16 protein-coding genes and 1 tRNA gene are annotated in these 20,238 nt (G+C 71.8%); 5 read left to right on the top strand and 12 right to left on the bottom strand.

From position 1 onward, the window contains the following. The first annotated feature begins 222 nt into the window (after positions 1–222). The 3 genes from ABD333_RS18775 (at position 223) to alaS (ending at position 5,981) form a co-directional block, all read left to right on the top strand. Positions 223–2,046: a glycosyl hydrolase family 18 protein gene (locus ABD333_RS18775; RefSeq protein ID WP_344542542.1), complete on the top strand. Its 1,824-nt coding sequence runs from the start codon at positions 223–225 to the stop codon at positions 2,044–2,046. A 224-nt stretch (positions 2,047–2,270) separates the two neighbouring features. Continuing rightward, positions 2,271–3,086 (top strand): alpha/beta fold hydrolase, encoded by an 816-nt coding sequence (locus tag ABD333_RS18770; protein WP_410557759.1) that lies wholly within the window; start codon positions 2,271–2,273, stop codon positions 3,084–3,086. A gap of 240 nt (positions 3,087–3,326) precedes the next feature. Beyond that, positions 3,327–5,981: an alanine--tRNA ligase gene (gene alaS, locus ABD333_RS18765; protein ID WP_344542539.1), complete on the top strand. Its 2,655-nt coding sequence runs from the start codon at positions 3,327–3,329 to the stop codon at positions 5,979–5,981. Positions 5,982–6,351: 370 nt separating this feature from the next. On the opposite strand, the gene ABD333_RS18760 is transcribed toward alaS, so the two are convergent. Next, on the bottom strand, positions 6,352–7,587 hold the full coding sequence (locus ABD333_RS18760) for an MFS transporter (RefSeq protein ID WP_344542537.1): 1,236 nt from the start codon (positions 7,585–7,587) through the stop codon (positions 6,352–6,354). A 65-nt stretch (positions 7,588–7,652) separates the two neighbouring features. Between ABD333_RS18760 and ABD333_RS18755 the strand changes: the two genes are divergently transcribed. Then, entirely contained in the window at positions 7,653–8,822 is a 1,170-nt protein-coding gene (locus ABD333_RS18755) for an ROK family protein (RefSeq protein WP_344542535.1), read from the top strand. A gap of 8 nt (positions 8,823–8,830) precedes the next feature. Here the strand turns inward: ABD333_RS18755 and ABD333_RS18750 are convergent. The 4 genes from ABD333_RS18750 to ABD333_RS18735 all read right to left on the bottom strand — a co-directional run bounded on the left by ABD333_RS18750 (position 8,831) and on the right by ABD333_RS18735 (position 13,177). Beyond that, a tRNA-Pro gene (locus ABD333_RS18750) sits at positions 8,831–8,904 on the bottom strand. Positions 8,905–8,983: 79 nt separating this feature from the next. Next, positions 8,984–9,616: a TetR/AcrR family transcriptional regulator gene (locus ABD333_RS18745; RefSeq protein WP_344542533.1), complete on the bottom strand. Its 633-nt coding sequence runs from the start codon at positions 9,614–9,616 to the stop codon at positions 8,984–8,986. Further along, positions 9,613–11,538: a CocE/NonD family hydrolase gene (locus ABD333_RS18740; RefSeq protein WP_344542531.1), complete on the bottom strand. Its 1,926-nt coding sequence runs from the start codon at positions 11,536–11,538 to the stop codon at positions 9,613–9,615. The genes ABD333_RS18745 and ABD333_RS18740 overlap by 4 nt, the downstream gene beginning before the upstream one ends. Positions 11,539–11,800: 262 nt before the next feature. Then, positions 11,801–13,177 carry an MFS transporter gene (locus ABD333_RS18735; RefSeq protein WP_344542530.1) on the bottom strand — a complete coding sequence of 459 codons (1,377 nt, stop codon included), beginning with the start codon at positions 13,175–13,177 and terminating at the stop codon, positions 11,801–11,803. 126 nt (positions 13,178–13,303) lie between these two features. Here ABD333_RS18735 and ABD333_RS18730 point away from each other — a divergent pair, with 126 nt between their 5' ends. Beyond that, positions 13,304–13,849, top strand: a complete 546-nt coding sequence (locus ABD333_RS18730; RefSeq protein ID WP_344542529.1) for a winged helix-turn-helix transcriptional regulator — start codon at positions 13,304–13,306, stop codon at positions 13,847–13,849. A gap of 155 nt (positions 13,850–14,004) precedes the next feature. Here ABD333_RS18730 and ABD333_RS18725 read toward each other — a convergent pair whose 3' ends face one another. The 7 genes from ABD333_RS18725 to ABD333_RS18695 all read right to left on the bottom strand — a co-directional run bounded on the left by ABD333_RS18725 (position 14,005) and on the right by ABD333_RS18695 (position 20,179). Continuing rightward, on the bottom strand, positions 14,005–14,631 hold the full coding sequence (locus ABD333_RS18725) for a GTP-binding protein (RefSeq protein WP_344542528.1): 627 nt from the start codon (positions 14,629–14,631) through the stop codon (positions 14,005–14,007). Next, complete coding sequence (locus ABD333_RS18720) at positions 14,612–15,013, bottom strand: DUF742 domain-containing protein (RefSeq protein WP_344542526.1); 402 nt, start codon at positions 15,011–15,013, stop codon at positions 14,612–14,614. Before ABD333_RS18720 ends, ABD333_RS18725 begins: the two co-directional genes overlap by 20 nt. Before the next feature lie 6 nt (positions 15,014–15,019). After that, positions 15,020–15,439 carry a roadblock/LC7 domain-containing protein gene (locus tag ABD333_RS18715; protein ID WP_344542524.1) on the bottom strand — a complete coding sequence of 140 codons (420 nt, stop codon included), beginning with the start codon at positions 15,437–15,439 and terminating at the stop codon, positions 15,020–15,022. Then, positions 15,436–18,216, bottom strand: coding sequence for a sensor histidine kinase (locus tag ABD333_RS18710; RefSeq protein ID WP_344542523.1), 2,781 nt, complete (start codon positions 18,214–18,216; stop codon positions 15,436–15,438). The genes ABD333_RS18715 and ABD333_RS18710 overlap by 4 nt, the downstream gene beginning before the upstream one ends. A 127-nt stretch (positions 18,217–18,343) precedes the next feature. Then, positions 18,344–18,721: a hypothetical protein gene (locus ABD333_RS18705; RefSeq protein WP_344542521.1), complete on the bottom strand. Its 378-nt coding sequence runs from the start codon at positions 18,719–18,721 to the stop codon at positions 18,344–18,346. Positions 18,722–18,892: 171 nt separating this feature from the next. Beyond that, entirely contained in the window at positions 18,893–19,534 is a 642-nt protein-coding gene (locus ABD333_RS18700; protein ID WP_344542520.1) for an ATP-binding protein, read from the bottom strand. Between the two features lie 63 nt (positions 19,535–19,597). Continuing rightward, positions 19,598–20,179: a PadR family transcriptional regulator gene (locus ABD333_RS18695; RefSeq protein WP_344542518.1), complete on the bottom strand. Its 582-nt coding sequence runs from the start codon at positions 20,177–20,179 to the stop codon at positions 19,598–19,600. Between the last annotated feature and the right edge of the window lie 59 nt (positions 20,180–20,238).

Genomic DNA, 20,238 nt, shown 5'->3' with positions numbered 1-20,238 from the left:
TCGGCTGGCCTGATTCGCCAACTCTGGCACGCTCCCGCCGAACGTCCGCAGGCAGCCGACAGGACCAGTGCGACGGCGTGAACGGCCACGTCACCAGGGGTTGAACGCTCCAGAGGGCGAGGTTACGATCCCCCCAACTCTTAGGAAACTTTCCTAAGAGTGATGGAGCGCTCCATCGATCGGGGTTCCTATTGGGTTCGGAGTGAACTGAACAGGAGAACCATGTCCAGACCCCGCGGACGGCGAGCGATCGGGCTGGCCGGCGCACTGATCATCATGATGGCCGGTTCGCTGGTCGCGGCGCCGCAGGCGTCGGCGGCGGCGGTGACCGCGACCTGTACCAAGACCTCCGACTGGGGCAGCGGCTTCGGCGGCCAGTGCACGGTCAAGAACGGCACGACGGCCTCGGTGTCCGGCTGGAAGGTGGAGTTCGACCTGCCCGCCGGAACGTCGGTCGGCTCGACCTGGGACGCCAACAAGACCGCTTCGGGCAACCACTACACGTTCACCAACGTCGGCTGGAACGGGACACTCGCGGCGGGCGCCTCCGCCAGCTTCGGGTTCAACGGCACCGGCCCCGGCTGGATCACCGGTTGCAAGGTCAACGGCGCCACCTGCGACGGCAGCGGCGGCCCGGGCGACGACACCGAGGCCCCCGCCGCTCCCGGCGGCCTGCGCTCCACCGGCAAGACCTCCAGCAGTGTCTCGCTGGCCTGGACCGCCGCCACCGACAACGTCGGCGTGACCGGATACGACGTGTACCAGGGCGGCACGCTCGCCGACACCGTGACCGGCACCAGCGCCACGGTCTCCGGGCTCTCCCCCAAGACGGCCTACTCGTTCACGGTCAAGGCACGCGACGCGGCCGGCAACGCCTCTCCCGCGTCGAACGCCGTCAGCGTCACGACCGACGAGGGCAACACCGGGCCCGGCGGCGACAAGGTGATCGGCTACTTCGCGCAGTGGGGCGTCTACCAGCGCGCCTATCACGTGAAGAACATTGACACGAGCGGCTCGGCGGCCAAGCTCACCCACATCAACTACGCCTTCGGCAACGTCCAGAACGGCCGCTGCACCATCGGCGACAGCTACGCCGACTACGAGAAGGCCTACACCGCGGGCGAGAGCGTAGACGGCGTGGCCGACACCTGGGACCAGCCCCTGCGCGGCAGCTTCAACCAGTTGCGCAAGCTGAAGAAGAAGCACCCGCACCTCAAGGTGATCTGGTCGTTCGGCGGCTGGACCTGGTCCGGCGGCTTCGGACAGGCCGCGGCCAACCCCGCCGCGTTCGCCCAGTCCTGCTACTCACTGGTCGAGGACCCGCGCTGGGCGGACGTGTTCGACGGCATCGACATCGACTGGGAGTACCCGAACGCCTGCGGCCTCAGCTGCGACACCAGCGGCTTCTCCTCGTTCAAGAACCTGATGTCGGCGCTGCGCGCCAAGTTCGGCTCGAACAACCTGCTGACCGCCGCGATCACCGCCGACGCCTCGGACGGCGGCAAGATCGACGCGGCCGACTACGGCGGCGCGGCGCAGTACGTCGACTGGTACCTGCCGATGACGTACGACTTCTTCGGCGCCTGGGCGGCGCAGGGGCCGACCGCCCCGCACTCGCCGCTCACCTCCTACCCGGGCATCCCGCAGCAGGGCTTCAACAGCGACGCGGCGATCCAGAAGCTCAGGTCCAAGGGCATCCCGGCGAACAAGATGCTGCTCGGCATCGGCTTCTACGGCCGCGGCTGGCAGGGCGTGACGCAGAAGGAACCCGGCGGGACCGCCACCGGCCCCGCGCCCGGCACCTACGAGCAGGGCATCGAGGACTACAAGATCCTTAAGGGCCGCTGCCCGGCCAACGGCACCGTCGCCGGCACCGCCTACGCCCACTGCGGCACCCAGTGGTGGAGCTACGACACGCCGTCCACCATCGGCGGGAAGATGACCTACGCCAAGAACCAGGGTCTCGGCGGGTCGTTCTTCTGGGAGCTCAGCGGCGACACCGCCAACGGCGAGCTCATCACCGCCCTCAAGAACGGCCTCGGCTGACGACGCGACCCCCACACAGTGTCGAGCCGAGGCTCGGGCCCCTGACCTACCGCGCGGGTCAGGGGCCCGCCCATTAGTTCACCCCCGCAGCTCCGCGATGATCTCGGGCGTACGCGCGCAAAGGTCGCGGCGCGCTGGGCGACGAAGCGTTCGTGGCCGCCCTCCGCCCGTACGCTGCTTATGCGGGAAGTGCCGGAGCGTCCTGGGGAGGCGGCAGGTCAGTGGTGGACTGGAAGCTCGGCGAGACCTATCGGAGCACCTCCGGAGAGGTCCGGTGGGATGCGTTCGGTGACGGGGAGCCGCTCGTCCTGTTGCACGGCACGCCCTTCTCCTCCTACGTATGGCGCCGCATCGCGAAGGCCCTCGCCGACGGCCGCCGGGTGTACGTGTGGGACATGCCCGGCTACGGGTCGTCGGAGATGTCCGAAGGGCAGGACGTCTCGCTGGAGGCTCAAGGACGCGTGTTCGCCGAGCTCCTCGCGCACTGGGGACTGGACGAGCCGCAGGTGGTGGCGCACGACTTCGGCGGTGCCGTGGCGCTGCGCGCGCACCTGCTGCACGGTGCCCGTTACCGCAGGCTGGCGCTGGTCGATCCGGTGGCGCTGGCGCCGTGGGGTTCGCCGTTCTTCCGGCTGGTCGGGGCCAACGCCGAGGTGTTCGAGCAGCTGCCGCCTCATCTGCACCGCGCGCTCATCCGGGAGTACGTCGCGTCCGCGAGCGCTCCGGGGCTGCACCCGGCCACGCTCGACGCGCTCGTCCGGCCGTGGCTCAGGGACGGCGGGCAGTCCTCGTTCTACCGCCAGATCGCCCAGGCGGACCAGCGGTTCACGGACGAGATCCAGGCGCGGTACGGGGAGCTCGACCTGCCGGTGCTCGTCTGCTGGGGCACCGGCGACTCGTGGATCCCGGTCGCCAAGGCCCACGAGCTGGCCGCCGCGATCCCGGGCGCCCGGCTCCACCTCATCGAGGGAGCCGGGCATCTCGTCCAGGAGGACGCGCCTGCCGAGCTCACCGCCGCGCTGCTCGGCTTCCTCGCCTAATCGGTCTGAAGGGCCTTCCGCCCGAGGAAAATGGGAAGAATCCGGCGGCGGCGGCGCGTTAGCGTGAGTCAAGGGCGGGCCTGAGGGCCCGCGGTCACGAACGGGAGATCTGGCAGAGTCCGATGGGCTTTCACGAGGTGGGGCGGCGAGCTAGCCGCGCCGAGCCGGGGAACGAGGCGTCGTTCTCGGCCCGGCTCGGCGGTGTGCGCCGTCATCCCACCGACCTCGTGAGGCCGTCCCATGCGATCACCTGACATTCGCTCGACCTTTCTCGACTTCTTCTCCGCGCGCGATCACCGCGTCGTGCCGTCCGGCCCGCTGATCCCGGACGATCCGACGCTGCTGCTGACGGCGGCGGGCATGAACCAGTTCAAGCCGTACATGCTCGGCGAGCGGGTGCCCGAGCACAGGCGCGCGACGTCCGTGCAGAAATGCGCGCGGACCTCCGACATCGACAACGTGGGCCGCACGACGCGGCACACGACGTTCTTCGAGATGCTGGGCAACTTCTCGTTCGGCGACTACTTCAAGCAGGAGGCGATCGGCTGGGCGTGGGAGCTGCTCACCGGGCACTTCGGGCTCGACCCCGATCGGCTCTGGGTGACCGTCTATTCGGACGATGACGAGGCCGAACGGATGTGGCGGCGCCTCGGCGTGCCGGGTGAGCGTGTCCAGCGGCTCGGCATGGCCGACAACTACTGGTCCATGGGCGTGCCCGGACCGTGCGGGCCGTCGTCCGAGCTGCACTATGACCGGGGGCCGTCGTTCGGGCGCGAAGGCGGGCCCGCGGTGGACGGCGAGCGTTACCAGGAGATCTGGAATCTCGTCTTCATGCAGAACCTGCGCGGCGAGGGGCCGTCGAAGGAGGGCTATCCCATCGTCGGCGAACTGCCCGCCAGGAACATCGACACCGGGCTGGGCCTGGACCGGCTCGCGGCGATCCTGCAGGACGTCGACACCCTGTGCGAGACCGATCTCGTCGCGCCGACGTTCCGCCTGGCGCAGGAGCTGGCAGGACGCGCGTACCCCGGCCGGGACGGGAGCGAGGAGTCGGTGTCGTTCCGCGTCGTCACCGACCACGCGCGGTCGGTGGCGTTCCTCATCGCGGACGGGGTGCTGCCCGGCAAGGACGGCCGGGGGTATGTGCTGCGCCGCCTGATGCGCCGGGCGATCCGGCACGCGCGGACGCTCGGGATCGACGAGCCGGCGCTGCCGGCGCTCACCGCGAGTGTGATCGACAATCTGGGTCCGGCGTGGCCCGAGCTGGAACGGCGGCGCGAGCTCGTGCGGCAGGTCGTCGCGGCGGAGGAAGAGGCCTTCGACCGCACGCTGCGGCAGGGCTCGCGGTTGCTGGACGGGGCGATCGAACGCGCGCGCCGCAGCGGATCGGGCCTGTCCGGGCGGACCGCGTTCGAGCTCCATGACACCTACGGCTTCCCGATCGACCTCACCGTGGACGCGGCGCGGTCGGCGGGGCTGACCGTCGACGAGGACGCGTTCGGCGAGCTTCTCGAACGGCAGCAGCGCCAGGCGAAGGAGGCGGAACGCGACCGCAAGGGCGGAGCGGTGGCCCGCCAGGACGCCTACCGCCGGATCGTGGCGCGGCATGGCCTGACCGACTTCGTCGGGTACGACCGGACACGGGCGGACGTCCGGGTGCTCGCGCTGCTGGACGGCTCCGGCGTGGTCGAGGTGGCGGCCGAGGGGCAGGAGATCGAGCTGGTCCTCGACCGGAGCCCGTTCTACGCGGAGGCGGGCGGCCAGGTCGGCGACACCGGGCACGTCACGACGGCGGCCGGGACGCTGGTGATCCTCGACACCCGTCCCGGCCTGGACGGCCTGCACGTTCACCGGGCGCGCGTGCAGCACGGCGAGGTCCGGACCGGCGCTGAGGCGGAGGCGGTCGTGGACGCGGAGCGGCGAGCGGCGACCGCGCGCTCGCACAGCGCGACCCACGTGCTGCACGCGATGTTGCGCCGCGTGCTTGGCGAGCATGCCGTGCAGCGGGGTTCGCGGGTCGAGCCGGGCCGGCTCCGGTTCGACTTCACGCACTTCGGCGCGGTCGGCCCCGGTGAGCTCGCGGGCGTGCAGACGCTGGTCAACGACTACCTGCTCGACGATCCCGGCGTTCGGGTGTGGGATGCGAGCCGGGACGAGGCGGAGGCGGCGGGCGCGATCGCGCTCTTCGGCGAGAAGTACGGCGACCACGTGCGGATCGTCGACATCGGTGACGCGTCGCGAGAACTGTGCGGCGGCACCCACGTCGGCCACGGTTCGCAGGCCGGCCCGATGCACGTCATCGGCGAGTCGTCGATCGGTGTCGGCCTGCGCCGGATCGAGGCGCTCACCGGCGCGGACGCGCTCCGCCACCACGATCGGCAGCAGGCGTTGCTGACCGAGCTGGCCTCGCTGCTGAACGTACCGCCGGAGCAGGCGCCGGACCGTTTGCGGCGGCGGCTGTCGGCGCTGGCGGAGACCGAGCGCGAACTCGACCGGTTGCGGCAGGCGGAGCGAACGGCGACCGCCGAACGTCTCGCAGGCCGTGCCGAACGAGTGAACGGCGCATGGCTCGTCACCGAGCTCATCGACGGCATGTCCCCAGAAGAGCTGCGGCCACTGGCGACCGAGCTCGCGCAACGGCCTGGACCAGGGGCGGTGGTGCTCGGCACGACCGCCACCGGCAGAGCGACGCTGGTCGGCGCGTTCACCCATGACCTCGCCCGCGACGGCCTGCAAGCCCGCGATCTCCTCACGGACGCGGCACGGGCCGTGGGCGGCGGCGCGGGCGGCAAGGGCGCCATCGCACAAGCAGGTGGCCGCCGACCAGAACGCCTACCCGAGGCCCTCGCGATGGCCGCGACCACAGCCCGAACCCTCCTACGCGACCACCCCTGACACAGGCCGCCGCCGACAGCGGGCTCGCATCACCACAGCAGCGCTGGCCTGCGGCGACCGCCACCGCAGGCCAGCACTGACCCAGGCGGCCGATCAACGCAGGCGGGCGCTGACGCGGGCCAGCGCCGACGCGGGCTGGCGCGGACGCGGGCCAGCGCGGACGCGGGCTGGCGCGGACGCGGGCTGGCGCGGACGAGGGCCAGCGCGGACGCGGGCTGGCGCGGACGCGGGCTGGCGCGGACGCGGGCTGGCGCGGACGCGGGCCAGCACTGGCGCAGGCTGGCTCTGACGCGGGCGGGTGATCAACGCGGGCTGGCTCTGACGCGGTTGGTGATCACGCAGGCGTGGCTGGCATGGGCGGATAGTGGGGTCAGGGTTTGGGGAGGTTTGGGGATAGTACGTCGAGGTGGTCTCGGTCGGTGTGGCGGCGCACGGGGCGCGGGTGGGTGAGGGACGTGATCGCTCGGGGGCCTGCCAGGGCCACGAAGACGGCCAGGCAGGCGGGCACGGCGAGGGCGGCCGGAAGCGAGGTGGCGTCGGCCAGGTGGCCGATGACCGCCGGTCCGGCCAGCAGGCCGCAGTAGCCGAACGTGGTCACCAGCGCCAGCGCGCGGCCCGCCGCCTCCTGGGAGGCGCCGACCGTGCTGAAGACGACGGGCACGACGGTCGCCAGGCCCGTGCCGACCAGCGCCCAGCCCGCCCAGGCGCAGCCCATGGCCGCGCCGCCCAGGGCGGGGGCCAGCATCACGAGGGCGTAACCGGAGGCGGCCAGGACGCCCGCCAGGCGCAGTGTCCGTGCGCTGCCGAGGCGGCCACGCAGGCGGTCGCCGAGGAAGCGCATGGTGGTCATCGCGACCGAGAAGACCGTGAACGCGAGCGGTGCCAGGTCTGGGCCGGCGTCGAGCACCCGCCGGGCGTGCATGGCGGCCCAGTCCATGGCCGCGCCCTCACTCACCGATCCGGCGAAGACCACGATGCCCAGCAGGGCGACGGCTCCCTTGACCGGCGGCCGGCGTCCGTCACCGGACTCCTTGGCCTCGGCGGGCTCGCGTGCGAGGCGGTCGCGCAGCAGGAACCGGCCGGGTAGCAGCATGAGGACGGCGCCGGCGAGCGCCGTCGCCGTCAGCAGGGCGCCGACGCCGAGGCCGCTCCGGAGCGCCGCCGCGGTCACCAGCCCGGCGAGCGCGCCGCCGAGGCTCCACATGCCGTGGAACGCGGACATGATCGGCCTGGCGTACCGTTCCTCCACCTCGACGGCGTGCGCGTTCATGCCGATCTCAAGGAGGCCGAAGCCGAGCCCGAAGACGAACGCCCACACCAGCAGCGCCTCGTACGACCCCGACAGCGCCGGGCCGAGCAGGAGCAGCGGGTGCAGCGGACCGGAGACCAGGCAGAGGCGGCGGCTTGAGAAGCGGTCGGCCACGCGCCCCGCGCCCTGCATGGAGACCAGCGCGCCCAGCGAGACCAGCAGGAGCACGGTGCCGGTGCGGCCGGTGCCGAGGTCGAGCCGGTCGTCCAGCGCGGGCAGGCTCGCCGCCCACACGCCGATGACCAGGCCGCACAGCCAGAAGTAGCCGAAAACGCCGAGCCTGGCGCGTTTGATCACGGTTCCTCCCAAATTTGCTCGCGCCTAGAACATAATCGACGACCGGCGGCTGGCACAATCACCCCATGCGGGAAACGGGAGCGACGACGAGCGGTGAGCTGCGGCTGCACAATCTGGTGCGGCTGCTCCGCGCGGTGCACGAGGCGGGCGCCGGGGCCACGCGTTCCGAGCTCACCCGGTCCCTCGGGCTGTCGCGCGGGACCGCCGCCGTCCTGGCGGGCGAACTGGCCAACGCCCGGCTCATCCGTGAGGAGATCGCCCGTCAGGGCACCCGTGGCCGCCCGACGGGCATCCCGCGTCCCCATCCGGACGGCCCGCTGGCCCTGGCCGTCGATCTCCGCGAGGACGTGTGGACGATCGCGGCGGCCGAACTCGGCGGGCGGCCGGCCGTTCTCGAACGGCGGCCGCACCCCGGCGCTCCCGCCGAGGACGTGCTCGGCCCGCTCGCCGCCGCGATCCGGCGGCACCGGGAGGCGCTCGCGCCCCGTTCGGTCGGCGTGGCGGTCGCCGCTCCCGGGCCGGTCCGCGACGGCCGGCTGCTCGACATCCCGCATCTCGGCTGGCGGGAGATCGACGTCGTGGCGGCGCTCCAGCCCGCCCTTCTCGACAACGACGCCACCCTCGCGGGCCTGGCGGAGGCCCGGCGGGGCGCACTGCGCGCCCGCGGGCTCGGGCTGCACCTGCACATCGAGTTCGACCTCGGCGGAGCGCTCATCCTCAACGGAAACCCCATCCCGGGGTCACGCGGGGCCGCCGGGGAGTTCGGCCACATGCCGCTGATCGGAAGCGACCGGCCCTGCCCCTGCGGCGCGACCGGCTGCTGGGGTCTGGAGGTCGGCGCGAACGCCCTGCTGCGGGCCACCGGCCGGCCGCCTCAGGACCGCCCCGGGGCGCTGGAGATCCTTGCCGACCCCGCCCACCAGGCCGTCGTCGACCAGGCGGCGAGCATCCTCGGCATCGGCATCAGCGCGCTGGTGAACGCCCTCGACCCGGAGATCGTGACGCTCTCCGGGCTCGGCGCCGGGCTGCTCGCCCGTTCGGCCGAGGCCCTGGAGACGTCCTACCAGGCGGGGTTGATGGACTTCCGCCGCGAGCACCCCGCCGCCGTCGTCCCCTCGGCCCTCGGCGCGGAGGCCACCTTGATCGGCGCCTCCGAGCTCGCGTTCGACGCCTTCCTCACCCCCGCGGGCGTCGGCGCCTGGCTGGCCGCTCATGAGAAGGGCTCAGCCGACTGACCCGTAGGTCGGGCTGGCGGGATTTGAACCCACGACCCCCGGCACCCAAAGCCGGTGCGCTACCAAACTGCGCTACAGCCCGTACACCCCGGACGCCGTCCGGGTCCGGACGGTGTGGGGCGACCTGAGCAGTGTAGTGCCGATCAGGCGCGACCGCCTCTTCATATCGCGCCGAAGGCCCCGATCTCCCACAGGCGGCGGACATGGTCGGTCAGGGGCGGGGCGGCGGCGCGCAGGGCGTCGCGGTCGCCCGAGGCCACGGCCGGGGTCACCAGGGCGCTCGTCGCCGCGACGACCACCTGGCAGGTGTAGTGGCCCACCTCGTCGGTCACCTCCATCACCTCGGCGAGCGCCCTGGTGAGGGCGATCTGCCCCTCGGTGCGCCGCCGCACGGCCTCGGGACCCGCCGCGTACACCTCGACCATGAACAGCCGCGCGAACGGCAGCTCGGCGGCCAGCACGTCGAGGTAGGCGGCGAGCGCCCGCTCGAACCGGACCAGCGGCTCCTCCCCTTCGGGCGACGCCGCGAGCACCTCGCGCAACCGTTCCATCAGGTACTCGCTCGCCAGCCGGGCGGTGGCCATGAAGCAGTCCAGCTTGGAGTCGAAGAGCTGGTAGAAGCTCTGGCGCGAGACCACGGCACGCTTGAGGACGTCCCCCACCGACGTGCCCACGTACCCCTTCTCGGCCATCACCTCGGCCATGGCGGCGCACAGCCGTGCGCGGTGGATGCTCTCCACCTCCGCACGGGACAGGGCGTACCGGCCCCGAGGCAGCCGACGTGGCTCAGTCATGGAGCCGCGACGACGGACAGATCGATGCCCGAGGGCGCGGCGGCGTCATGGCGAACGGTGTAGCGCCCGCCCAGCAGCCCGGGCAGATCGGCCAGCGGGACGAGGTGCGGGAAGTCGGCGGTGGCGACGCGCAGCCGCAGCCGGTGCCCGGCCGGGACGGTGGCGAACGCCGGGCGGATCGCGACGTCGTACCGGACGACCTCGCCCGCCGGGACCGGCCGCAGCGCGTCCTTGGTGAGCCTGTGGTACGGGCTGAGCCAGTGGCCGGAGGTGCCGGGCCAGCTGCGTCCGGTGTCCAGTGCGCGCATGGAGCCGAGCTGCGCGCCGCCGGACACGTCGGTGGACGTGCCGTCAGGAGCGACGTCCTCCAAGGTGAGCGCCCAGAGCGTCTCCGGCCGCGTGGCGGAGGCGCGCAGGGTGACTCCGATGGGCCCGGCGAGCCGCATCGGCCGGTCCAGCGGCTCGGTCGAGTAGGTGACCTCGCCTGGGCCGCGGGCGGGTTTGCGCTGGGGTCCGACGCACAGGCCGCCGATCCCGGCCTCGGACAGCTGCGACAGCAGGCCCGCCGCGAACTGGTCGGTGGAACGGGTGCAGGGATTCGACACGCCGGTGAAGAGCAGGGTGTCGGAGGGCTCGCCGGCGGCGGGCCTGTCGCTGGTCAGGCGTCCGCCGGAACGCAGGGACAGGTGAACGGGTTTGGCCTCAGCCAGCGGGTAGTTGGCCGTGGCATAGGACGCGCCGCCAGGTTCGAGCACCCGCAGCGGCGTCGCGGTGTCGGTGACGCCGGTGTCGCGGTCCTTGAGCCAGTGGTCGAACCACTGGAGCTGCAGCCGGTCCAGATCGATCCCGCGGCCCATGTCTCCATGCGTCCATGGACCGAAGGTCAGCTGGTACTTGGAGGAAACCTGCTGCCCCGGTCGCATGGGCGCGGTGACCGGCCGCCCGGCCGCGGCGTTCTGCAGCCCGCTGTAAAGGAGCGGCTCGCCGCGCTGGAAGACGTCGTAGAGGCCGCCGACGAGATGGACGGCCACGCCGTTGGCCACGATCTTCGACAGGACGCGTTCGGGCGCGCGGACCTTCCAGTACGCGTTGTCGTAGCGGCGCGGCCCGTTGGTGAGCATGTCGCGCGCGAACCTCAGCTCGAACGGCCCGGCCTGCAGCAGGTTCCGGAACGCGAGCGTGAGCGCGGTGACCGGGTCCGAGGCCAGCTCGGCGAACGGCGTGAGGACGCGCGTGACGCCGTAGCCGAACACCAGGCCCAGCGGCGACAGGACGTTGAGCGCGCCGCCGCTCGTGAACAGGTCGCGGTACGGGTCCACCGACGCCGCCATCGGGAAGATCGCCTTCAGGGGCGAGCCGGGGCCGATCTCGGCGGCGGTGAACAACTGGTCGATGGCCACGTACGACAGGCCGAGCATCCCGACCTTGCCGTTGCCGCGCGGGAGCGCCGCGGCCCAGCGGACCACCTCGGCGCCCGCGCGCGCCTCATCCGGGCTGAACAGGTCGAACTTTCCCTCCGACCCGCCCGTGCCGGGAACGTCCACCACCACGCCGATGTAACCGCGCTTCACCAGGTAGGGATTGAGGCCGCCGCTGCCATGCGTGCCCAACTGCGCCGAGGTCGACTTGCCGTACGGGGTGAAGCCGACGACGACGGGGAAGGGTCCCGCGGCCGGGCGTCCGGTCGAGGTATCGGCCGGAGTGTGCACGTCGGCGCGCAGGAGCCTGCCGTCGCTCAGCTTGACGGTGAGATTGCGCTCGACCGCGATGCCGTACCGCTCCGGATCGGGAGCCCAGGCCTGCGGTGCCGCGACCGCGACCGCGGTAGCGGCTGCCGGCGAAGGACCGGCCGGGACGGCCATGACCACGGACATGGTCAGGACAAGGGTCGTCCAGACGGCGGTCAGGGCACGGCTACGCATGGCGGTCCTCCCCGAGAGAGTGCGCCGAGTCTCTTACAGACACTGTTGTCTGTCAAGAAACCGCAGCTCGGCCTGCGCCTGCTCCCTCCCCCACCTCAAGCCACCGCTCCTGAAACGCGCCATGGCGGCGACGGCGCGGGGGGTGGGCCGGGTGGGGACGCCTGCGGGTCGGGGCTTACCCGCAGGCGTCGCGGTTCACGTGCTCCTCGTTCGGGCTCGGGTTCACGTGCTTCTCGTTCGTCCGGCTTCTCGTTCGTCCGGTTCAGGTCGTCTTCGTTCTCGCGACGGCCGGTCCCGACTCGGGCACGATGTGGCCGGAGGCGATGCGGCGAGGGGTCATGCCGAGCGCTGCGAAGGCCGCGACGATCATGAAGGCGCCGATCACCAGCCAGGCGTCGACGAACGACTCGTGCGCGTCCAGGTAGCCGTGCGGGGTGCCGAGCACGGCCACCGCCAGGCTCACGCCGAGGACGCTGCCGATCTGGCGGCTCATGTTGACCACCGCGCTACCGGTCGCGAACCGGTGCTCCGGCAGGTCGGTCGCCGCGGCCGACAGGATGGTGGGGAGTGCCAGGCCGACGCCCGCACCGCCGACGAGCCAGCCGGGGAGCAGGTCGGAGGCGTAGGCGGGGGTCGGGCCGAGGCTCGTCACCATGATGGCGATGCCCGCGGCGCAGACCGCGCAGCCGAGGGCCGTGACCACGCCGACCGGGACCCGCGCGCCGATCATCCGGCCGGCCACCAACGCGAAGATCGGTACCATCAGCGGCCCGGGAGCCACCCCGAGCCCGGTCTGGATCGCCGAGTAGTTCCAGACCTCCTGCATCCAGAGGACACCGATCAGCAGGTTGCCGGCGAACGCGACGCAGAACAGCAGGATCGCCGCGTTCGACGAGGCGAAGGTGCGCACCGCGAGCAGCGACGGCTCGATCACCGGTGTGGCGTGCCGCGACGAACGCAGCCAGAACGCACCCAGGGTCAGCATGGACACGGCCACCACGACCGCGGTCCGCTCGCCCGGCCAGTCATTGATCTTCACGAGCCCGAGCGCGAGCAACGCTATGGAGCTCGTCAAGATCACGGCCCCCGTCAGGTCGGGGACACGAGCGGACGCGCCGTCCCGGGAGTCGGGCACGTAGCGCAGCGCGAGCAACACCGCGACGATCCCGATCGGGACGTTCACCTCGAAGATCCAGCGCCACGAGGCTTCGACCAGCACGCCACCCGCGGCCGGACCCGCCGCGGCCGCCAATGCCGAGGAGGCGGACCAGATCCGAACCGCGGCGGCGCGCCGCTTGGGGGGATACACCGACAACAGCAGCCCGAGGCTGGTGGGGATCAAAGCCGCGGCGCCGATGGCCTGCAGGACGCGGAAGGCGACCAGCCACCACAGGGACGGGGCGAGCGCGCAGGCCTGGGAGGCGGCGACGAAGACGACGAGGCCGATCAGCAGCCCGGCCTTGCGGCTGTAGCGGTCGGCGAGCCTGCCGAGGGGCACCAGCAACGCGGCGAAGACGATCGTGTACGCGTTGAGCACCCAGGAGAGATCGGCGAGCGAGGCGCCCGCGTAGTCGCGGCCGATGTCGTTGAACGCCACGTTGACGATGAACAGGTCGAGCCCGGCCATGAAACTGGCCACGGAGAGTACCGCGAGGGCGAGTCGCGGACGCACCTGACTTTGATCAACCATAGTTAGGTAGCGTAGCGAGATCCGCTGACTGCGGTCAATACAAGTCAGCATGTTCTTCGGCGTATAATCGCGAAGGTGACCATCGCACTTGAGGGGCACTTCGCCGACCGCACCACCTGGTCGATGCAGAACTGCCCCGTATCCAGGACACTCGCGGCGATCGGCCCGCCGTCGGCGGTGCTGGTGCTGAGCGAGGCGTACCTCGGTACGAGCCGTTTCGGCGACTTCGTGCGGAACCTCGGCATGACCGAATCGGCCGTCACCGACCGGCTGCGGCATCTGGTGAATTTCGGCCTGCTCAGCAAGGAGCCGTACCAGGAGCCCGGCCAGCGGACCCGCTACGAGTACCACCTCACCAAGGCGGGCCTCGCCCTGGCGCCCACCCTGGTCAGCCTCATGGAATGGGGCGACATCTACCTTGAGAGCGAGGAGGGGCGGATGGTCTCCCTCGTCCACGCCGACTGCGGCGAGGCCGTCATGGCCGAGGTCCGCTGCGAGGCCGGCCACGACGTCGGCGTGAACGAGGTCATCATGCGTCCACCACTGGACCCACCGGAGGAGAACGAGGAGGTCACCGGCCTTCCGACGACCGATCCCGCCACGGAGGCGCCGACCGCCTGACCCCCGCGGACCAGCCCCTGGCAGCGACCTCCACTCGCACCCAGGCGCTGGCCACAACCGGCGGCCCGGCCTGGCCTCTACCGGCCAGCATCCGACCGCCCGGCCACGCAGCCCTAGCGGCCGACCGTGGCGCCCTGGCGGCGGGCCGTGAGGCGCTAGCGACCGGCGGTGGCGCCTGCCAGTCGCAGCGCGTGCTCGACCAGGCCGACGAGCACCCGCTTGGCCGAGTCGGTCCGCCGCGCGTCGCAGAGGATGACGGGGACGTGCGGATCGATGTCGAGGGCGCCTCGGATCTCGTTCGACTCGTACCGGTCGGCGTCGTCGAAGCAGTTCACCGCCACCACGAACGGAGTGCCCTTCTCCTCGAAGTAGTCGATCGAGGCGAAGCTGGCCGTGAGCCGCCGGGTGTCGGCCAGCACCACGGCGCCGAGCGCCCCGCGCGACAGCTCGTTCCACATGAACCAGAACCGCTCCTGGCCCGGCGTTCCGAACAGGTAGATCGCGACGCCGTCCCGCAGCGTGATGCGGCCGAAGTCCATCGCCACGGTCGTCGTCCGCTTGGCGTCGACGCCCTCCAGGTCGTCGACGCCGACGCTCGCGTCGGTGAGCGCCTCCTCGGTGCGCAGCGGGCGGATCTCGCTGACAGCGCCGACGAGGGTGGTCTTGCCGACCCCGAAGCCGCCCGCCACCAGGATCTTGAGCGCGACGCGCGGGCCGTCGTGCTCGTCGTCGGACCGGCCATCGGCCGGATCATGCAGTTCGTCAGAGCGCGCGGAGTTCATCGAGAACCCTCCTGAGCAGGTTCTGATCGGTCTGGGCGGCGGGCGAGGTCCAGCGCTGGACGCCCACCAGGCCCGAGTCGAGGAGGTCCCCGGCCAGCACCCGGAGCACGCCGAACGGCAGGTCCAGGTCGGAGGCCAGGTCGGCGATGGTGTGCGGGCGGCGGCAGAGCCACAGGATCCGCCGCTGCTCGCGGGTGAGGCGGCCGGGTTCAGCGGGCGCGTGGCCGATCGCGACGAGGATCGTGACGAGGTCGAGCGGCTCGCCACGGGCCCGGGTGCGGCCCCGGGTCATCGCGTACGGCCGGACCACGGGCCCGGCGGCCTCGTCGATCCACCGCTCCCGGCCCGGGCCCCGGGGGCCGCCGGAGACGCTCGGGTCCATCACCGCTCACCCGGATTCCGGGACCGGGCCGCGCGTTCTCAGCCCCGTGGAGAGCTGCCGGCCGACACGTTTGACCAGCATCGTCATCTCGTACGCCACCAGGCCCGCGTTCGCGCCCACCTCGCTCAGCAACGCCAGGCAGCTGTTGGCACCGGCCGGGACCACGAAGAAGAGCCCTTTGTCCATCTCGATGATGGTCTGCCGGATCTCGCCGGAGTCGAGCTGCGGCTTGGCGCCGAGCGCCAGGCTGTGGAAGCCGGCCGCCAGCGCGGCCAGGTATTCGGAGTCCTCGCGGCCGACGTCCCGCGACGATCCCATGACCAGGCCGTCCCGCGACAGCACGACGACCTTGCGCACCTGGGGCACGCGGTCGACGAGGTCGTTGAGCAGCCAGTTCAGTTCGGTCCCCACTCCCTGCTGCGTCATGATGTCGGTCCTCCCCTTCCCTCTGGGTGATCGGACGGTCCCTCGTCCTCGTCCCGGCCGCGCATCCAGCCCGCCTGGAGTTCGGCGAACAGGTCCCGGGACGCCTCGGCCGAGCGTTCCTCCCAGGCGACGAGCGCGTCGTCCGGCTGGTAGCCGGTGGACTGCTCGTCGTCGCGCAGTTGCGGCGCCAGGCTGGCCCTCCTGGTCCGCCGCGGCAGCGGGGCGCGCGAGCCGGACGCGGGCTGCGCGTACGGCGCGTGCGGCGCGTGCGGCGCGGCCATCGGTTCGCCGAACGACACCGGCGAGGTGAACGAGGTCTGCCGGTCGGCGGGCTCGGCGGCCCAGACCGGCGCCTCGGTGCCCCAGGTGGGGGTGTCTGCCGCCGACCACGCCGGTGGTTCCGTACCCCACGCGGACGTGTCGGAGGCCCAGGTCGGCACCTCGGGCGGCGCGGGCGACCCGGATGAGCGCGGCGGCACGGGTGGTGCGGGCCGCGCGGGCGAACGTGGCGGCGTGGACGACGCGGAGGGCGTGGACGGGGCCGGGCCGGTGGGCGGGGTGGGCGTCCCGAACGACGGCGGCGCGTCCGGCCCTGTCCCTTGAACGGGGGAAGCGGGCACGTCGAACGGCGTCGGCGCGTTCAGCATCGCCTTGGATCTGAGCAGGGCCTGCCGCTGACCGTTCCCCTCGGTGTGGCCGGAGCCGTTCGCCGTCGTCTCCGCCGCCTGCCGGGGGACGGGCACGCCGTCGGCGGGCACAGTGGCGGTGGCGCCGGGTTCGCGTTCGTCCTCGGGGCGGTCGATGTCGACCATCAGCTCGCGCGGGACCAGCACGACCGCCGTGACGCCGCCGTACACCGACGGCTGCAGCGCGACGCGGATGCCGTGCCGTCCCGCGAGGCGGGCGACGACGAACAGGCCGAGCCGGTCGGTGACGGCCAGGTCGAACTCGGGGGCCCGCGACAACCGCAGGTTGAGGGCGTTCAGCTCGGCCTGGTCGAGCCCGATGCCGCGGTCGATGATGTCGACCGCGAAGCCGTTCGCCCCCATCTCACCGCGGACCAGGACCTCGGTCGGCGCCGGTGAGAACACCGTGGCGTTCTCGATGAGCTCGGCGAGCAGGTGGACGACGTCCGCCACGGCCTCCCCGATCAGCGCGGCCTCGGCCGACAGCACGACGACCTCCACGCGCGTGTAGTCCTCCACCTCGGCGATGGCGGCGCGCATGACGTCCTCGACCGGCACGGGCCTGCTCCAGCCCCGGCCGGGCGAGGCGCCGGACAGGATGACCAGGCCCTCGGCATGGCGGCGCATGCGGGTGGTGAGGTGGTCCAGCCGGAACAGGTCGGCCATCACGTCCGGGTCGGTGGCGCGGCGTTCCATCTCGTCCAGCATGCGGAGCTGCCGGTGGAGCAGGGACTGGCTGCGCCAGGCGACGTTGAGGAAGACGCGGCTGATGCCTTCGCGCAGGTACGACTCGCGTACGGCCGTCTCGATCGCGGTGTGCTGGACGCGGGTGAACGCGTCGCCCACGCGGCAGACCTCCCTGGTCTTGCCGATGATGAGCGGCGGCGCCTCGGCCTCGACGTCCACCTCCTCACCGCGGCGCAGCCGGGCGACCACGCTCGGGATGCGGTCCTCGGCCAGCCGGAGTGCGGCGCGCTGCAGCCCGCGCAGCTCGCGCGACAAGCTGCGCGCGGCGAAGACCGACAGGAGCACCGACGCCACCACCGCCAGCAGACCGAAGCCGCCCACCAGGACGAGCCGCCGGACGACGCGCTCACCGATCGGCTTGGCCAGGTCGTTCAGCGTGAGGCTGGCCTGGGTGACCTTCTGCTCCCACGCCTGGGACAGCGGCGCGATGGTCGCCTGCCACTCCGCGATCTCGGGGGGCAGCCGGTCGCCGCGCCCGTTGACCACGGCCGTCTCGATGGCGCGGTAACGCTGGAAGTTGGGGGTCGCGGCGAGCTGCTGCAACGGGCGTTTGAGGTCGTCGTTCATGTCCACGAGCCCGACCTGGAACTCGCGCCGCCCGATGGCCGCCCACTCCGCGAAGGCCAGGTGCTCGGCGTCCGACAGCCTGCCGCCCTTCGCGAGCGCGGCGGAGATCAGCGCGTCCTGGCGCAGCATGTAGGCGCGCGCGTTGCCCACGCTGATGAGCGCGCGGCCCTGTTCGAAGATGTCGAGGTCGTTGACGATGACCAGACCGCTGAAGACCAGGATGACGCGGTCGAGGACGCCGCCGTAGGCGTCGATGAGCTCCAGCGTCCCGATCTGCCCGGTGTCGACCTTGGCGCGCAGCGCGGGCAGCCGGTCGAGGGCCTTCATCGCCTCGGCCAGCCGCTGCTCGGTCTCCGGCTTCGCCGCGTCCGTGGCCTCGGGCGAGAACGCCGACTTGCGGAACGCGGCCTGCACGGCGCTCGCGCGGGCGCGTTGCGCGCCGAGCTTCTGCCGGTCGGCGGGCTTGCGGGTGCTCACCGCGACCACGCTCAGCGAACGTTCCTGCTGGAGCTGGTTGACCAGGAAGAGGCCGGGCAGCCCCACCTTGTCGTAGGTGGTGGAGAAGTCGTACTTGTCGAACGCCGCGCCGAGCGTGAGGTTGGCGGCGAAGCCCCAGAGGGCGACCAGGGACATCAGCGGCACGAGCAGCAGGACCGTGATCCGCAGGCGAATCGGCAGGCCTCGCCTCCTCCCTCCGCCGGCGGCGTCGTCCGGTGCCTTCTTCCTTGCGGCCGCCCCGGGCGGGGTGGGCGGCCGGCGGTTGCTCTTGGTGCCCATCAGATTTCACCCTCATGTCGGTTCGGGCCGTGGGGCCCGGCCCGCCTTCTTCTCGATGTCGGGTAGTCGAGTTCGGGTTCGTTCGGGTTCGTTAGGGGTTCGTTAGAGATTCGTTGGGAACGGGTCGTCAGCCGGTGGCCGACCAGCCCTCGTGCCCGGTCGACCAGGTCTCTCCGGCGTTCGAGCGGGCGACCAGCCGGCGGAGCCGGTCAGTGATCATCGCGACGGCCTCCGCGTGGCCGCGGGCCGCCTTCTCCCGCGTCGTGTACTGGCCGATGTCGGCATGCATCGTGAGATCGGACGCGATCGTCTGCCACAACAGCGGCCGTCCGTTCGCCGCGAGCCCCTGGTCGATCACGGTGAACCAGGTGGACACGACCACCACGACCGGTCCGACGCGGATGACGTCCTGCGCGAGCAGGCGTGATCTCACATCGAGCAGCAGCCGCTGTGCCTCGTCCGATGTCGCGGGTCTTCCATCTGCTCGGTACCACTCCACGGACATCGCGTCCCCACCCCTATCGCCGACGGTCGGTACGTCTGCGAGGGCTTTCGGACGCGGCGTACATCGCCATGAAAACGCGCATGATGCTCTTCCGCTCCAGAACCTGGGCTCTCGTCCGGCCCGCAGGGCGGGACGGCCGGACGGCTTGCTATGAAGGACCGGCGCGGGCCGTCACGGCCACGCGGGCACTTCACACCAGACCGACTTGCCGGCGGAGGTCTGCTCGATGCCGTGCCGCTCAGCGATGATCGCGACCAGGAACCAGCCCCGGCCGGTCTCTTCCAGCAGGTTGATCCGGACGGCGCGCGGCAGCACGGGACTCGGGTCGTGGACCTCGATGCGCAGCCGCGTGCCGGCGCGGAGCATGCGCAGGCACAGCGTGGCCCCGGACACCGCGGCGTGCTGCACGGCGTTGGTGACCAGTTCGGAGACGAGCACCTCGGCGTCGTCCCGGACGTCCGGGATCTGGCAGGCCGTGGTGATGGAACGGCTGAACCCGCGGGCCAGGGGCACGGACGCGTGTGCCGCCGGAAGGTTCAGCTCACCCAGAAGCACGTCCGGTGACCCGAGGACGTCCGGGGGCCGGAGGGTGTCCCGTGGTTCCGCCACTGCGAGCACGGCAGGCGGGGCGTCCGCCGTGACCGTGGTGGAGGGAAGGGCCCTGGCCGCGACCGCGGACGCCACGGCGGATGTGGCGGCGGACGTCACGGCGGGCAGGTGCGCCGCATGGGGCGCGGTGGGCGCGGCGTGCGCCTCGGCGTGTGGCTCGGCTGGGTCGCTAGGTCGCTCTATCGTGCGGTGTTCGCCCGTCATGAACGCCTCCTCGGCTGGGGCGTGGCGACCGGTTCCCGCGCGGGCGTGGCGTGGGGCCGGGGGTCACGATGACTTGCCTTCCTCGGCGTGCGCGATTGCTCGGTCGCGCAGCAGTTGGGCAGTGCTCTCGAACCACTCGCGGTTCTCCTGCTCGAATCGGAGCCCACGCAGACACGTCAGGTAAGGCCCGATCGGAGAACCGGTACGCAGATAGGACTCCTCGTCGAGATCACCACGGAGGTGCTCGAGAGTTCGCTCGAAGATCGCGATCTTGGCGGCGGAGGCCAGCGCGCGGTCCTCGAGCTGGGTGATCACGGCAGGCGTGGAGATGTGATCCACGGCCTGCACCATGACCAGGAGATTCTCGCGGATGATCCCAGGCTTGGCCGGTACGGCGGCGAACCGTTCCAGCTCGTCGATCCCTGCCTGGGTGACGGTGAAGACCCGCTTGTTGGGACGATCGTGCTGGATGATCCGGCGGCCGGTGATCAGCCCCTCGGACTCCAGCTTGGTCAGCTCGGCATAGAGCTGCTGGGGAACGGCGTGCCAGTAGTTGGAGACGGACAGGTCGAAGATCTTGGCGAGCTGGTAGCCGCTGTACTCACCGTCCAGCAGGGCCGCGAGAACCGCGTGACGTAGCGCCATGGCCCGTCTTCTCTCCACTCTGTGCACCGGGTGATCCGTGACTTTATCAGGCAAAGACA

Source organism: Actinomadura fulvescens, from assembly GCF_039533225.1.
GTDB lineage: Bacteria > Actinomycetota > Actinomycetes > Streptosporangiales > Streptosporangiaceae > Spirillospora > Spirillospora fulvescens.
Note: the sequence above shows the minus strand (reverse complement) of the source record. Positions and strands in the feature narration are given on the sequence as shown.